We start from the raw sequence: 15,344 nt of genomic DNA, 5'->3' as shown, positions 1-15,344 counted from the left end.
ATAGCTTGAAACAGCTGTTAACATTGTAAAACTTGTAAATTGACAAAAAAGTAGTAATTTGTGGGCTCATATTTTTTAGTATGTTTAAATTTGCAACTTTATTTTAATAAAATAACAATAGTATGTATCATTCAAAAATAGCAGGATTAGGTTATTATGTTCCCGAAAACGTGGTGACTAATGATGATTTATCGAAAATCATTGACACCAATGACGAATGGATTCAGGAGCGAACAGGAATTCAAGAACGTAGACACATTATAAAAGGAGAAGATACAACAACTTCTATGGGCGTGAAAGCGGCTAAAATTGCGATTGAGCGTTCAGGTGTTGCTACGGCCGATATTGATTTTGTAGTTTTTGCAACATTAAGTCCTGATTTTTATTTCCCTGGGCCAGGAGTTTTAGTACAACGTGATTTGGGATTAAGAACCGTTGGCGCATTAGACGTAAGAAATCAATGTTCTGGATTTATTTATGCTTTATCTGTTGCAGATCAATATATCAAGACCGGAATGTATAAAAACATATTGGTTATTGGGTCTGAGGTTCATTCTACAGGATTGGATATGACAACTCGTGGACGTGGTGTTTCAGTAATTTTTGGAGACGGGGCTGGAGCAGCTGTTTTGAGCAGAGAAGAAGATTTGACAAAGGGAATTTTATCTACGCATTTACATTCTGAAGGGCAACATGCCGAAGAATTAATTGTAAAAGCTCCAGGAATGGGAGGGCGTTGGGTGACTGATATTTTGGCAGACAATAATCCGGATGACGAAAGTTATTTTCCATATATGAATGGGCAATTTGTATTTAAAAATGCAGTAGTTCGTTTCAGTGAAGTTATTAATGAGGGATTGCAAGCGAATAATTTAGAGGTTTCGGATATTGATATGTTAATTCCGCATCAGGCAAATTTGAGAATTTCACAGTTTATCCAAAAGAAATTCAATTTGACAGACGACCAAGTGTATAATAATATTCAAAAATACGGAAATACCACTGCAGCTTCTATTCCAATTGCTTTAACCGAAGCTTGGGAAAAAGGAAAAATAAAATCAGGTGATACTGTTGTTTTGGCAGCATTTGGAAGTGGTTTTACATGGGGAAGCGCTATTATTAAATGGTAAATAACGGTGACTAAATAGTATTTCAATAGTACTGTTCTGATAAAAATATTCAAAGTCTGCACAATCCATTGTGCAGACTTTTTTATTTGAATACGATGTTTTAGATTTGAGGAACCAAATTAAAGTAGAAAGAACTAATATAAAATCGAAGATATGAACAACCGTAGAAATTTTATACGAACAGCGGCGATTGCTTCTGCAGCTGTGGCATTAAATTCATTTAAAGGGAAACCAGAAGAAGAAAATGATTTTTCATCAAAAAAGGGGAGTAAACCCATTGTACTTTCTACATGGAATTTTGGAATACAAGCCAATGCAGCCGCTTGGGAAGTTTTAAAAAATAATGGAAGAGCTTTAGATGCTGTAGAAGCAGGAGTTAAAGTTCCCGAAGGTGATCCAAAAGAACGAAGTGTAGGATATGGCGGAAGACCGGATAGAGATGGTCGTGTTACACTTGATGCATGTATTATGGATGAAAATGCAAATATTGGATCAGTCGGGTGTTTAGAATTTATAAAACATCCTATTGCTGTGGCTCGAGCGGTGATGGAAAAGACGCCGCACGTAATGTTAGTGGGTGATGGAGCGCTACAGTTTGCATTATCCCAAGGTTTTGTAAAAGAAAATTTATTGGTCGAAGATTCTGAAAAAGAATGGAAAGAATGGTTGAAAACTAGTCAATATAAACCGATTGCCAATATAGAAAATCACGATACTATCGGGATGATTGCTTTGGATGCTGAAGGAAATCTTTCCGGTGCGTGTACTACAAGTGGAATGGCTTTTAAGATGCATGGACGTTTAGGAGATTCACCAATTATAGGAGCTGGTTTGTATGTTGATAATGAAATTGGCGCTGCCACTGCCACTGGTCACGGAGAAGAAGTGATACGTATTTCGGGTTGCCACTTGGTTGTCGAATTGATGCGTCAGGGGAAATCGCCACAAAAAGCTTGTGAAGAAGCGGTTGCCAGAATTGTAAAATTAACAAAGAATAGAAATAAAGAACTAAAAGACATTCAAGTTGGTTTCATCGCCTTGAATAAAAAAGGGGAATATGGTTCCTATTGCATTCAAGGAGGTTTTAACTACGCCGTTAATGATGCAACGGGAAACCGATTAATTGATGCCGATTATTTTTTGAAATAAATGAAAAAAGGGAGACTGGAGATAGCGTGTTTTAATCTTGAATCGGCTAGGATAGCTCAAGAAAATGGTGCCGATAGAGTAGAATTGTGTGCCAATATGAAAGAAGGAGGAACGACGCCAGATTTTGAAATAACTAAAGCTGTCCGTGATATTCTGTCTATCGATTTGAATGTAATGATTCGGCCTCGTGGTGGAAATTTTGTTTATTCTGATTTTGAATTTGAACAAATGAAAACTGAAATTCAGCAGTTTAAAAAACTAAAAGTTGATGGTTTTGTTTTTGGAATTTTAAAAGAAGACGGTAGTCTTAATAAAGAACAAAATGCGGAATTAGTAGCGTTGGCAAATCCACTTCCGTGTACGTTTCATCGTGCTTTTGATGGAATTAAAAATAAATTTCAAGCTCTAGAATCTCTAATTGAATGTGGTTTTAAAACCATTTTGACTTCTGGAGTAGAAACAAATGTGACTGAAGGAATTGATGTATTGGCAACATTAAAAGAAAAGGCAAATGATAGGATTACCATCATGCCGGGTGGGGGTTTGCGTTCCACGAATATTGGAGTATTAAAAGAAAAAACGAAAGCTGTTTTTTATCATTCCTCTGCTATAACGGACTCAAGTGAAATAGCAAATGGTAATGAAGTAAAAGCGTTGAAAGCTAATTTGTAATAATTGTAAAAGAGTAATTCTTTAAATCGAAAAACCCGGAGTTGGCATACTCCGGGTTTTTCTTGCTACAACAAAATATTAAAACTAATTTTATAAGCATTATGTTTCTCGTTTAAAACAATCCTCCACCGTCTTGTTTGGTGTTGTTGTCTCTTTGTTTGCGTTGTAAACTTTTGTTTTTTCCTGCACCAAAGATGTAGTTGAAACCAACATAAACCGATTGGCTTTCCCAAGTAAATTGACCTACTTGCGGATAAGGGTTTTGTCCATCAAAACCAGCTTTCATAGTGTCGAAAACATCATTGAAACGAAAACTTAACGTGGCTTTGTCTTTTAGGAATGAATAACCTCCACCAGCATCAATTTTATACATTTCTTTACCGTTAAATTGTACACCGTCAACCCCAGATCTGTAGAATCCGAATAAAAGAAAACGAAGGCTTTTAGTTGCTTTGAAATTACTGTTGAAACGGGCATTGAAAGCTGATGCAGTAACTTCTTTGGAAACCAAATCAAATGAATTGCTTGTTGAATTAAATACTGAAACCAATCCTTTTTGGTTGATACTAGAAAAATCTATTGCCGGTTGGATGTCCCACCAACTATTGATTTTGTAGTTTAAAGAAACTTCAAAACCATAGGCTGTATTGTTGTCGAAGTTATCAAAACTCATAATTTGTTGGTCCTGATTTTGTGGATCTGGATAGAGAATTCTGTTGATTTCGTTATTGATGCTTCGTACAAAAAGACCTGTGGTGAATGATCCTTTAGTAATTGTTTTAGTATAATTTAATTCAATCGAATTGGTAAATTGTGGATCTAATTCAGGATTTCCTATTGAGGTTACTCTTGGTGTGCTGAATTCTCTGATGGGTTTAGTTTGATCTAAGCTAGGTCTGTCTACACGGCGGCTGAAACTGATTTGAAACTGATTTTTGTCGGTTGGAGAATAAGTCATCGAAGCCGAAGGATATACAGTGAAGTAATCGTCCTTGTAAGCAGTAGCGCCGTTTAACATTGCACTTACCTTGTAACTTTCAAAACGGGCACCCAATTGGTATCCTATTTTTTTGAATTTCTGTCCAAAAGTAGCATAAGCCGAATAAATGTCTAAATCATAGGTGTAATCAGAATTGGATAAAGAACTGTTGTTGGTGATGTAATTGTTTTCGGTTCTTACAATTCTGCTTTCGGCACCTAATTCTAGTTTAGTCTTGTCATTTAGCGGATTTACATAATCTAAATTGATGGTAGAATTTCTTCTTTTTTCGTCAAGATTATCGGTGTAAGAGCTAGTAGGAATACTTGGATTGTTAAAAGTAGTTCTGAAGTCAGCATTTTGATTTTCAGAATAGATACTGTGGTTTATCTCTAAATCCAGCGTTTCTCCCTCTTTTTTGGTTAAATGTTTGTAAACTAAATTATATGTACCGTCCGTATTATCTGAAAAGTATTTAGAATTCAGTAGCAAATTTTGTGAGGCATCAGGATTTACAATGTTCACATCCACAATACCATCTCCAACAAATATGTTTTGATTAGTATAGGCAGAAATAGTGTTTTTGTCATTGATGTAATAATCCATTCCAATTTTGAATAAATGAGATTTGTTATCATTCACAATATCAAACATTTGATTAGATTTGTCGTCAAGTCTTGAGATTTGTCCTTCATTGAATCTTTTACCAAAATTATTCCCATAAGTGGAGAAAAAGTTCACTTTACCGGTTCTATAATTCATGTTAATCGAGTTGCTAATCTTTGGTGTTTGTGCAAAAGTTAGACCCGTATTAACGCTGGCATTAAATCCGTCATTTGCATTTTTATGTAAAACGATATTGATAATTCCTGACATTCCTTCAGGATTGTATTTGGCACTTGGATTAGTGATTAATTCAATTTTTTTAATAGAAGTGGATGGAATTTGTTTCAATAATTGTGAAGCTTCAATATTGCTCGGACGCCCATCTACTAAAACACGTACGTTTTCGTTGCCGCGTAAGGATAATTTTCCGTCCTGATCTACATTTACAGAAGGAATATTGTTCATGATTTCGGATGCAGTTGCACCAGCGGTAGTCAAGTCTTTTCCAACATTGATTACTTTTCTGTCAATTTTTTGTTCAATAGTAGAACGTTCCGCTACTATTTCTACACCTTTTAATTGAACGGCATCTTCTTCTAGTGCAATTGTATTAAAATTGATGCTATTGTCTTCTGATAATTTTGCCGATTTTGAGATTGTTTTGTAACCTATAAATTGGATTTCAACTGTGTAATCTTTTAAAGCTAAATTTTTTATTTGAAAAGTTCCCTTGTCAGATGTGATGCCGCCAGTAACGACTTTATCATTTTCCTTTACCACAATATTTACATACGGTAATGGTTCGTTAGTCTTTTTGTCAGTGATTTTTCCAGAGATAATTCCAGATTTTTCCAGAATTGTCGGTTTGACCGAAGTTTGAGCCTGCATCGAAAACAACGTTCCGAAAAAGCAGATTAAAAGTAATTTAAGTTTCATGATTGAGTTTGATTTAATTGATTGATGATGCAAATATATTATTTTATATAATACTATGTTAAACATAATACCTTTTTTAATAATATTTAACATTTTTTAACAAATACGAAATATTAAAATTTACTTAATAGACTTCTGAACATAGATTTTGTTACATCGATTTTTGAAAAAAATATGGATTTATACCTTAAACAAGGTTAAACACTTCATTTTTAGGTGCAAATTATCTTGTTTTCCAATTTTCAAATTACTGCAATATGACTATCTTTGCAGCCTTAAAACCAATACACGAAATGACATTACCACAAATTCTTACGCCCTCTATTGAAAAAGCTGTAAAAGTCTTGTTCGACGTTACGATTGATAAAGTTGAATTTCAAACTACACGCAAGGAATTTGAAGGGGATATTACAATGGTTATTTTTCCATTGTTAAAAGTTGTTAAAAGCAATCCAGTAGAATTGGGAAATAAAATAGGAAACTATTTAGTCGAAAATGTAGCTGAGGTAAGTCGTTTTAATGTAGTTTCCGGGTTTTTGAATATTGTTATTTCAGATGACTACTATTTGGATTTCTTCGGAGAAATAAAAGATGATGTTAAATTTGGTTTCGTTACTCCAAATCCAGAAGATAAAGCGGTAATGGTGGAATATTCTTCGCCAAACACTAATAAACCCTTGCATTTAGGTCACGTACGTAATAATCTTTTGGGATATTCAGTAGCGGAAATTATCAAAGCTTCGGGTAAGAAAGTGTATAAAACTCAAATCATTAATGATAGAGGAATCCATATTTGCAAATCGATGTTGGCTTGGCAAAAATTTGGAAACGGACAAACGCCGGAAAGTACAGGTTTAAAAGGAGATAAATTAGTTGGAAATTATTACGTAGCTTTTGATAAAGCATACAAAGAAGAAATAGCGCAATTAATAAGCGCAGGCAAAACAGAGGAAGAAGCTAAGAAACAAGCGCCAATCATTCTGGAAGCACAGGAAATGTTGTTGAAATGGGAAGCTGGAGATGATGCTGTAATCACACTTTGGAAAACAATGAATCAATGGGTTTACGATGGTTTTGCTACTACTTATAAAAATTTAGGAGTAAATTTCGATTGTTATTATTACGAAAGTAACACCTATTTATTAGGGAAAGATGTGGTTCAGATTGGTTTGGACAGAGGTGTTTTCGAAAAAGATCCTGACGGTTCTGTTTGGATTGATTTAACGGACGAAGGTTTAGACCGTAAAATTGTTTTGCGTTCAGATGGAACTGCGGTTTACATGACGCAAGATATTGGAACTGCAATTCAGCGTGTGAAGGATTATCCGGATGTAGGCGGAATGGTCTATACGGTAGGAAATGAGCAGGATTATCACTTTAAAGTGTTGTTTCTTATCTTGAAAAAATTAGGTTTTGACTGGTCTAAAAATTTATTCCATTTGTCTTACGGAATGGTAGATTTGCCTTCGGGGAAAATGAAAAGTCGTGAAGGAACTGTTGTTGATGCCGATGATTTGATGCAGGAAATGGCAGATACAGCACAAAAAATTGCAGAAGATTTAGGGAAATTAGACTCCTATTCTCCAGAAGAAAAAGCAAAATTATACAACACGATTGGTTTAGGCGCTTTGAAGTATTATATTTTAAAAGTGGATCCTAAAAAACGAATCCTTTTTAATCCGGAAGAATCGGTAGATTTTGCTGGAAATACTGGGCCGTTTATTCAATATACGTACGCCAGAATTCAATCGATTATTCGTAAAGCAAATTTTGACTTTTCGAATAAATCAAAAATGACTGTGCTTCATGAAAAAGAAAAAGAACTAGTAAAACAGTTAGAATTGTTCCCTGAAGTTATTCAAAATGCAGCGCAGCATCACAGTCCTGCTTTGCTTGCAAATTTCACTTATGATTTAGTTCGTGAATACAATTCGTTCTATCAAGCTGTTCCTATTCTTGGAGAAGAGGATTTAGAGAAGAAAATTTTCAGAGTTCAATTATCTAAAAAAGTAGCAGATACTATTGCAGCTTCATTTAGATTGTTAGGAATTAACGTTCCAGAGAGAATGTAATATTTTTTTAAGGCATTCGTTGTGAACATAATATTTTTTTGGTACATTTAGTATCAAATAAATATTTTGATCATGAAAAAGATATTTTTTTACCCGCTTTTGTTTGGTCTGTTTTTGCTGAATGTAGCCGGAACATGTTGTGCTGATGATCCCGAAGTAGTATCTATTGAAAAAAATAATCTGGCACAGGTAAACAGTATACTAAGTCAAGGAAATTGGAAAGTGAGCTATTTTCTTGATAAAAATAGTAATATGACCAATGAATATTTAGGATATAATTTCACTTTTGGAACGAATGAAATTTTGACTTCCAGCAATGGTGAAAATATTTTCACTGGAAATTGGTCCATTGTAAAATCGAATAGTATTGATGATAATCCAGATAATGATTTGGATTTTGCCATTTCGTTTTCAAGTCCGGATAAATTAATTGAGTTAACGCAGCATTGGGATGTTACTGAAATTACGGAAACTAAGGTTCGGTTAAAAAGTAAATCTGGCAATGTTGATGGAATCAATTATTTGACTTTCGAAAAAAAATAAATTTGTATCGTTTAACGATTTAGTAAAACTTTAGAAACAGTCTCAAAAAAGGCTGTTTTTTTTATAATATTATGAATACAACTTCAAAATCAAATGCTTAAATTTGCATCTCAAAATAAATCAATACTATGTTCGATAATTTAAGCGATAAACTAGATAAAGCCTTTCATATACTTAAAGGTCATGGAAAAATCACCGAAGTAAATGTAGCCGAAACGCTAAAAGAAGTTCGTCGTGCCTTGCTTGACGCCGATGTCAATTTTAAAATTGCCAAAGATTTTACCACTAAAGTAAAAGAAAAAGCAATAGGTCAGGATGTATTGACTACCCTTCAACCAGGACAATTATTGGTGAAGTTAGTAAAAGATGAATTGACAGAATTAATGGGTGGTGATGTTGCCGGAATCAATCTTTCAGGGAATCCATCGATTATTTTGATGTCAGGTTTGCAAGGTTCTGGGAAAACTACTTTCTCAGGAAAATTGGCAAATTATCTTTTAACAAAAAAGAATAAAAAACCATTATTGGTTGCGTGTGATATTTACCGTCCTGCGGCGATTCAACAATTATATGTTGTTGGAGATTCAATAGGAGTAGAGGTTTATTCAGAACCAGAAAATAAAAATCCAGTAGAAATTGCTCAAAATGCAATCAAGCATGCTAAAGCAAATGGATTCAATGTAGTGATTGTTGATACTGCGGGTCGTTTAGCAGTCGATGAGGAAATGATGAACGAAATTGAACGCGTTCATAAAGCGATTCAACCTAATGAAACTTTGTTTGTTGTTGATGCAATGACAGGTCAAGATGCTGTAAATACGGCAAAAGCCTTCAATGAAAGATTAAATTTTGATGGTGTTATTTTAACCAAATTAGATGGTGATACGCGTGGTGGAGCAGCAATTTCGATTAAATCGGTTGTTAATAAACCAATCAAGTTTGTAGGTACTGGGGAAAAGATGGATGCAATTGATGTGTTCTATCCAATTCGTATGGCCGAAAGAATATTGGGGATGGGAGATGTTGTGTCTTTGGTAGAAAGAGCCCAAGAGCAATTTGACGAAGAAGAAGCAAGAAAAATCCAAAAGAAAATTGCCAAAAACGAATTCGGTTTTGATGATTTCCTTTCTCAAATTCAGCAAGTAAAGAAAATGGGTAATATGAAAGACTTGGTTGGAATGATACCAGGTGCTTCTAAAGCCATGAAAGATGTTGAGATTGAAGACGATGCTTTCAAACATATTGAAGCTATCATTCATTCGATGACTCCAATAGAAAGAAGCAAGCCGGCTTTGATTGATGTAAAAAGAAAAGCTCGAATTGCTAAAGGTTCAGGAACCAAAATTGAGCAGGTAAATCAATTGATGAAGCAGTTCGAACAGATGAGCAAGATGATGAAAATGATGCAAGGCCCAGGAGGAAAAAACCTCATGAAGATGATGGGCGGAATGAAAGGCGGAATGCCAGGAATGAGATAAAATGAGTCAAAAGTAGAAAGTCTTAAGGTTGTAATGACTTTAAGACTTTCTACTTTAAAACTATAAATTAAATTAAAATGCAACTACTAGACGGAAAAAAAACAGCGGAAGATATTAAGAGTGAAATCGCTGCAGAAGTACAAAAAATGAAAGACAATGGGGATAAAGTACCTCATTTAGCAGCCGTTATTGTTGGTACTAATGGAGCCAGCTTAACTTATGTTGGCAGTAAAGTGCGGTCTTGTCAGCAAATTGGTTTTGAATCTACTTTAGTGGCATTGCCAGAAACGATTACTGAAACAGAGTTGCTTTCAAAAATAAAAGAACTAAATGAAGATAGTGATTTAGATGGTTATATCGTTCAATTGCCGTTGCCCAAACACATTGACGAGCAGAAAATCCTGATGGCTATTGATCCTGATAAAGATGTGGATGGTTTTCATCCTGCCAATTTCGGAAAAATGGCTTTGGAAATGGAAACCTTTTTGCCCGCAACTCCTTATGGAATAATGGAATTGTTAGAGCGTTACAAAGTAGAAACTGCTGGCAAACATACCGTAGTTATTGGACGAAGTCATATTGTGGGTCGTCCCATGAGTATCTTGATGAGTCGCAAAGGATATCCTGGTGATTCAACGGTAACACTTACGCATAGTAGAACCAAAAATATTGAAGAATACACCAAAAATGCTGATATTATTATCACCGCTCTTGGTGTTCCGAATTATTTGAAAGCTGATATGGTAAAAGAGGGAGTGGTAGTAATTGACGTTGGTATTACCAGAGTAGAAGATGCCTCACACCCAAAAGGATATGTAATCACGGGTGATGTTGATTTTGAAAATGTAAGTAAAAAATCATCTTTTATCACTCCAGTTCCAGGTGGAGTAGGGCCTATGACCATTGCAATGTTGTTGAAAAACACGCTTTTGGCAAGGGAAATGAAAAGAAATAAATAAAAAAATAGTTTTTAATTGATAGCCTTAAACATACGTTTAAGGCTTTTTTTATTTTAAAATGTATAAAATTCTGATAATTGATGTTAAAACGGAATTTAAAGAATACTTTTGCACCACTTAAAAAAAAGACCTTTAAAATGGACGATTATTATTCGGAAATGTTGAACTAATATAGCTCTTGAACTATTTTCAAGATGCTGTACATAAACCTATAGAATTTTGAAATGAGAACTTTTTACAAAAACAATAACGGATTAATTGCCACTACAGAATGGACTCCTAACTGCTGGATAAATATTGAATGTCCTACCGAAGCAGAAAAAAAATATTTACTCGAAGACTTACAAATTCCCGAAGCATTTTATAACGATATTGAAGATATTGACGAAAGACCAAGGATAGAAATTGAAAATGGTTGGACTTTGATAATCATGCGAATTCCTGTGAAAAGTAATGATGTAAAATTACCTTTTCATACAATTCCTGTCGGAGTTGTTTTTAAAGGAGAAGTTTGTATGACTATCAGTTTTCATAAAACGGAAATGCTTACGGATTTCGTTACTTATACGAAACGCAAGAATATCAACATTAAAGACAACTTCGATTTAGTGTTGAAGTTATTGCTTTCTTCCAGTGTTTGGTTTTTGAAATACTTAAAGCAAGTCAACCAAAAAATAAAATTAGCCGAGGACAATTTAGAAAAGTCAATTAAGAATGAAGAATTGCAGGCTTTACTACAAATAGAAAAATGTTTGGTATTCTTCATGACTTCATTGAAAGGTAATGATATTTTGTTGCATCGCATCAAGAATATAAAATCTCAAAAGGAACATTTTGACATGGATTTGTTGGAAGATGTTGAAATTGAATTGCGTCAGGCGCAAGAAACCACTAATATTTACAGCGACATCTTGACCGGAACAATGGATGCGTATGCTTCTGTAATTTCTAATAATATGAATACGATTATGAAGCAGATGACTTCAATCTCGATAATTCTGATGATTCCAACATTGATTGCCAGTTTGTATGGAATGAATGTCCCTAATGATTTAGAAGATAACCGCTATGGAATATGGATTGTGATTTCTGTATCCGTTTTGTTATCTGCTTTTGGTGTGTTTTTATTCAAAAGAAAAAGATGGTTTTGATTTTATAATTAACATTCATAATCTTACTTTTTTGACATTTCATGAAATAGTTTTTATATATTTAGACAAATAATTAAATATTATAAAAATGAAAATTTCAAACAGAGACGTAAAAATATTTTTCTTAGGATTTGCTACGCTTTTTATCATAGAGTCAATCTACGATTGGGATTCTACTATTGGTTCTTTTAAAAGAGGTTGGGATTCTGTAGGCTCAAAATAGATTTTGAGAAAACGAAATCTTTACAATTACTTTTTCCTTTAAATAAAGGGTATTTCCATTGGATAAACATTCATTTTATAGAATTTATTAAAATTAAATCGATTTCTATTTTGAAATCCAAAAATAATAAATAACTTTGTAATTCAAAGTACTTTATTTATGAGTCAAAAGCTTCAAGAAGATTTATCACATATTCGTTCCATGATGGAGCGCTCTTCAAGATTTATTTCGTTAAGTGGCCTTTCAGGAGTATTTGCCGGGTTATTTGCATTGGCTGGGTCAATTTATGCCTATCAGCTGTTTAAGTATAATGGCATTGAATATTTTGATGGTAAGCAAAAAAGCTACAGTTATGATTTAATAATCGAACTGGCATTTATTGCTTTGGCAATTTTGGTCTTAGCATTAGGATCGGGTATTTTTTTTACTTTGAGAAAAAGTAAAAAGTTTGATTTACCGGTTTGGACTAACACTACTAAAAAAATGTTACTGAATCTAGCGATTCCTTTATTGGTTGGAGGCGTGTTTTGTATGGCACTTTTGTACCACCAGTTATTTGCTCTTATTGCTCCTGTCACTTTATTGTTTTATGGTTTAGCACTTATTAATGCTGGTAAATATACTTTTTCGGACATTAGATATTTAGGTGCATGTGAGATTATTTTAGGTTGTATTTCCCTTTTTTATCTTGGGTTCGGACTTGTTTTTTGGGCAATTGGATTTGGAATTTTGCATATCCTTTACGGAATAATTGTATTCAAAAAATACAAATAGAAATGGGAATCATTGATAAATTAAATAAAGATTTCGAAAGTCGAGTCAGATTAGGCATTATGTCTGTTTTGATGGTTAACGATTGGATTGATTTTACTGAAATGAAATCTTTATTGAACATTACCGATGGTAATTTAGCAAGTCATTCTTCCTCATTGGAAAAATCAGGATATATAGAAGTAAAAAAGGAGTTTGTTGGTAAAAAACCAAAAACTTCGTATCGTGTTACCAATATGGGTAGAGCAGCTTTTGTTTCCCACTTAAATAGTCTAGAAAAATTAATCAAATCGAAATAACCCTTTTTTTAACTTAATACTTTGAAATGCAAAGTACTTTTAAATTTTTTATTATGAAAAAACTACACTTTATTTTAGCCAGCAGTTTGGTTTTTACACTGCTTTTTTACAACGAAGATTTGGGTCTTAATTGGGCCATTTTCGGGATGATGCAAACCGCCTTAATATGCTATTTCTTCCAAGAGAAATTTACCAGTAGGTTGCATTTGGTTTTAGTGGTTACATCGGTTCTGTCTTGTTTTGCGTTTGCCTGGTATGCTGATTTTCCATCGTTTTTAGCTATGGCTTTGTCGATTATCTTTTTACAATTCAAAACCCAGGAACCCAAACTTAAATTGTTACAGGCTTTTCCTTTGGTGATTATCAACGGAATCGCTTCGTTAGGTCGCATATTGATGTTCAGTCAATATCTTCCCAAGCGAAAAGTCAATAACGGTTTTGCTAAAAAACTGATTGCTTATTTTGTTATTCCAATCCTATTTCTTGGGTTGTTTTTAATCGTATATTCTTTTGGAAGCGATCATTTTTCGTCTTTGTTTACCGGTTATTATTTAGATCTTGATGCGTGGCAAGCATTTGTACTTACCACTTTAGGATTTTTTATTTCGTTCACTTTCTGGAATTATTGGATTCCTGAGGTTTGTTATGAAAAGAATGATTTACTGGACAATGATTTTAAGGAAGAAGCCAAAACACAAAATCAAAATTCATTTTCATTTCTGGATATTGATTTTGAAAGAAGAAGTGGAGAGATCACGTTGTTTCTTTTAAATGCGTTGCTTTTGGTTTTCATTGCAACTTATAATTACGAACAGTTTTTTGAAGTGGTCAAAAAATCTAACTTAAGTTCTGATACACATGAAAGAGTTACTGCCGTTATTCTTTCAATTATAATGGCAGTTGGTGTTATTTTATTCTATTTTAAAGGAGGATTTAATTTTGATGAAAAAGCAAAAAATCTTAAAAAATTAGCTAAGATTTGGATTCTTTTAAACGGAATTTTAATAATATGTGCCATCATCAAAAACTCAGAATACGTTTCGTTTTTTGGATTGACTTATAAAAGATTGGGTGTTTATACTTTCTTGATTCTAGCTATAATTGGATTGGTTATTTCTTTTATAAAAATCACCAAGCAAAAAACAAATGCTTTTCTTTTCAATCAAATGATTTGGTATTTCTACGGGACAATCCTACTATGCAGTTTTGTGAATTGGGGAAATCTGATTACCAATTATAATATTTCGGTAAACAAAGGAGTTGAACAACGTTTTCTGAGAAGTTTGAATTTTAATCATAAAGCCTATTATGATTATTTTAAACTCCATCCGGAAAATGTGGAAGATAAATATGATTATAAAGAAGGGCAAGTAGCGCGTGTTCAAAATGAAACGATTTTGTCGAGATCGCTCTATTTTGAGTTTTTAGAAACTAATAAATAAAAAAAAATCCCATCAGCTGCGGCGGATGGGATTTTTATATTTTCTAATAATCGCCTCTTTTTTTAAATCTGGGATCATCTCTCTTTATGAATTCAGTCCTTCTTTTTGGCGCTTCTGTTTTAGGTAAACTGGCTTCTTCTGTTTTGCTTGAAGGTTCAATCAATTCGTTTAATTCTTTGATTTCAGCATCGGTCAAATCACGGTAACGTCCCACAGGAACATCAAGTGAAATATTGATAATTCGGATGCGTTTTAGAGCTGTAACATCATATCCTAAATATTCTGTCATTCTACGAATTTGACGGTTTAAACCTTGTGTTAAGATAATTTTGAAAGTGAATTTACTAATTTGTTCTACTTTACATTTTCTGGTAACGGTGTCCAAAATAGGAACTCCATTTCCCATTCTTTCGATAAAACGATCGGTGATAGGTTTGTTTACAGTCACCGTATATTCTTTTTCGTGATTGTTTCTCGCGCGTAATATTTTATTGACGATATCACCGTCATTGGTCATGAAAATCAAGCCTTCACTGGCTTTGTCCAATCTTCCGATAGGAAAAATACGTTTGGGATAATTGATGTAATCCACAATATTATTACGAACATCAAGGTTTGTGGTACACTCGATTCCTACAGGTTTATAGAAAGCAAGATAAACGGGTTTCTCATTTTTCTCACGGATTAGTTTACCGTCAATACGCACTTCGTCATTTGGGGAAACTTTTGTGCCTAATTCGGGAACGACTCCATTGATGGTCACACGACCTTCTTCAATGATTTTATCAGCTTCGCGACGGGAACAATACCCAGTTTCTCCTATGAATTTATTGAGGCGTTTTAAATTTTCTTCCATACTGCAAAAGTAGTACTAAATTGTTTAATCGTTTATGCAGTTATTTGTTTATTTGAAAAAACAGGAAATCTGTAAAAA

General features: G+C 33.7%; 14 protein-coding genes. 12 read left to right on the top strand and 2 right to left on the bottom strand.

Annotated features, from left to right (window positions below; all coding sequences use genetic code 11):
- The first annotated feature begins 122 nt into the window (after positions 1–122).
- The 3 genes from QLS31_RS04680 (at position 123) to QLS31_RS04670 (ending at position 2,951) form a co-directional block, all read left to right on the top strand.
- Positions 123–1,130, top strand: coding sequence for a beta-ketoacyl-ACP synthase III (locus tag QLS31_RS04680; protein ID WP_282742915.1), 1,008 nt, complete (start codon positions 123–125; stop codon positions 1,128–1,130).
- Positions 1,131–1,283: 153 nt separating this feature from the next.
- Complete coding sequence (locus QLS31_RS04675; protein ID WP_282742914.1) at positions 1,284–2,279, top strand: N(4)-(beta-N-acetylglucosaminyl)-L-asparaginase; 996 nt, start codon at positions 1,284–1,286, stop codon at positions 2,277–2,279.
- Complete coding sequence (locus QLS31_RS04670) at positions 2,280–2,951, top strand: copper homeostasis protein CutC (RefSeq protein ID WP_282742913.1); 672 nt, start codon at positions 2,280–2,282, stop codon at positions 2,949–2,951. It begins immediately after the preceding gene.
- A gap of 112 nt (positions 2,952–3,063) precedes the next feature.
- Here the strand turns inward: QLS31_RS04670 and QLS31_RS04665 are convergent, their stop codons facing one another.
- Positions 3,064–5,472: a TonB-dependent receptor gene (locus tag QLS31_RS04665; RefSeq protein ID WP_282742912.1), complete on the bottom strand. Its 2,409-nt coding sequence runs from the start codon at positions 5,470–5,472 to the stop codon at positions 3,064–3,066.
- Positions 5,473–5,765: 293 nt separating this feature from the next.
- Between QLS31_RS04665 and argS the strand changes: the two genes are divergently transcribed.
- The 9 genes from argS (at position 5,766) to QLS31_RS04620 (ending at position 14,410) form a co-directional block, all read left to right on the top strand.
- On the top strand, positions 5,766–7,544 hold the full coding sequence (argS, locus tag QLS31_RS04660; RefSeq protein WP_282743054.1) for an arginine--tRNA ligase: 1,779 nt from the start codon (positions 5,766–5,768) through the stop codon (positions 7,542–7,544).
- Between the two features lie 72 nt (positions 7,545–7,616).
- On the top strand, positions 7,617–8,087 hold the full coding sequence (locus QLS31_RS04655) for a hypothetical protein (protein ID WP_282742911.1): 471 nt from the start codon (positions 7,617–7,619) through the stop codon (positions 8,085–8,087).
- 128 nt (positions 8,088–8,215) lie between these two features.
- A complete protein-coding gene (gene ffh, locus QLS31_RS04650; protein ID WP_099713305.1) occupies positions 8,216–9,565 on the top strand; it encodes a signal recognition particle protein in 1,350 nt (449 codons plus the stop codon).
- Between the two features lie 77 nt (positions 9,566–9,642).
- Positions 9,643–10,524: a bifunctional 5,10-methylenetetrahydrofolate dehydrogenase/5,10-methenyltetrahydrofolate cyclohydrolase gene (locus QLS31_RS04645; protein ID WP_282742910.1), complete on the top strand. Its 882-nt coding sequence runs from the start codon at positions 9,643–9,645 to the stop codon at positions 10,522–10,524.
- 224 nt (positions 10,525–10,748) lie between these two features.
- Positions 10,749–11,675 carry a magnesium transporter CorA family protein gene (locus tag QLS31_RS04640; RefSeq protein WP_282711546.1) on the top strand — a complete coding sequence of 309 codons (927 nt, stop codon included), beginning with the start codon at positions 10,749–10,751 and terminating at the stop codon, positions 11,673–11,675.
- 88 nt (positions 11,676–11,763) lie between these two features.
- Positions 11,764–11,898, top strand: a complete 135-nt coding sequence (locus QLS31_RS04635) for a hypothetical protein (RefSeq protein ID WP_282711545.1) — start codon at positions 11,764–11,766, stop codon at positions 11,896–11,898.
- Positions 11,899–12,057: 159 nt separating this feature from the next.
- Complete coding sequence (locus tag QLS31_RS04630) at positions 12,058–12,672, top strand: hypothetical protein (RefSeq protein WP_099713302.1); 615 nt, start codon at positions 12,058–12,060, stop codon at positions 12,670–12,672.
- Between the two features lie 2 nt (positions 12,673–12,674).
- Complete coding sequence (locus tag QLS31_RS04625; RefSeq protein ID WP_282711544.1) at positions 12,675–12,968, top strand: transcriptional regulator; 294 nt, start codon at positions 12,675–12,677, stop codon at positions 12,966–12,968.
- A 53-nt stretch (positions 12,969–13,021) separates the two neighbouring features.
- Positions 13,022–14,410 carry a DUF4153 domain-containing protein gene (locus tag QLS31_RS04620; RefSeq protein WP_282742909.1) on the top strand — a complete coding sequence of 463 codons (1,389 nt, stop codon included), beginning with the start codon at positions 13,022–13,024 and terminating at the stop codon, positions 14,408–14,410.
- 43 nt (positions 14,411–14,453) lie between these two features.
- On the opposite strand, the gene rluF is transcribed toward QLS31_RS04620, so the two are convergent.
- The gene (gene rluF / locus QLS31_RS04615; protein ID WP_099713300.1) at positions 14,454–15,266 is read right to left on the bottom strand and encodes a 23S rRNA pseudouridine(2604) synthase RluF; all 813 of its coding nucleotides are present in this window, start codon (positions 15,264–15,266) and stop codon (positions 14,454–14,456) included.
- Between the last annotated feature and the right edge of the window lie 78 nt (positions 15,267–15,344).

Source organism: Flavobacterium sp. XS2P24, from assembly GCF_030010285.1.
GTDB lineage: Bacteria > Bacteroidota > Bacteroidia > Flavobacteriales > Flavobacteriaceae > Flavobacterium > Flavobacterium algoritolerans.
Note: the sequence above shows the minus strand (reverse complement) of the source record. Positions and strands in the feature narration are given on the sequence as shown.